Here is a 941-nt window from a genome sequence, read left to right on the forward strand (position 1 = left end):
CAAATCCCCAGAATATCGCTGTAAAAGCCATGGTGAAGAGTGTAATAAAACGTGAAAATCCGCGATCACTTGGCAATATTCTTACATGGCGTAAGGACATTCATTTTGACGACGCACTCATCGTCATTTATACAGTGTCAACCTAACAATAAAACGAGCAGCGACGTGCGCTGCTCGTTTCTTTCAACATCGTTAACGTGATTACGCTTCGCGTCTGCGCCACCATGCTAAAGGAGCGAACAGAGCCAACAACCAGAGATTTAGACTGCCGCCATCGTCATCGGAACCTTTGAAATCACAATTATTGGTTGCAATACCATCGTGACACTCTTTGCCCGCTTCTTCTCTAGCATTGATGATAAAATTTGGTTCAGTGATGTAACGGTTTGGTGGTGTGTCGGCAGTAATGTAAGACTGAACCCAATCGTAGTAGTTACTGACCTTCGTATAAAAACTTGGAATGGTCAGCGAGCCACAAGTCGGCAATACCAAAGGACCACCACTCACGACCCCAATTTGCTTGCCTGTCGCAATGTCCAGGAGCGGGCCACCGCTGTCCCCTTTACAAGCAGAGTTACCATATTGAGTGCTGCTGCTTGGCTCTAAAATCCTATTGAATGTAGGCACTGTACAGATCTTAGTCGCGTTGCTTCTAGAGTTAATCAACCCCGGATAGCTATTGCCAATTTCCAGACGCTCATAACACTTGTCTATCGGAAGAAAACCGATCTGAGTGGTTTGTAACAAAGGAGAAGCCTCCGATGCCATTGGCGTTGTTGTTCCCCATCCATAAACCTGAACATTTTCAGTTCGCTGGTTGGTGTCGTAGTTATCGTTCCAATCCGCAGCTAATCGTGCCTCAATGCTGATCATGTCTTCTTTCGTGGCGAGGTCAGCCACATTCACCCCAGTAACTGGGCGAGTAAGGTAAAGCAGCGCAA

General features: G+C 46.5%; 1 protein-coding gene. It reads right to left on the bottom strand.

The window, feature by feature from the left end:
- Nucleotides 1–201: 201 nt before the first annotated feature.
- On the bottom strand, nucleotides 202–941 hold a 740-nt coding region (locus R7093_RS24325), incomplete at its 5' end, for a trypsin-like serine protease (RefSeq protein WP_318146896.1).

It is taken from the genome of Vibrio sp. 1580, from assembly GCF_033340055.1.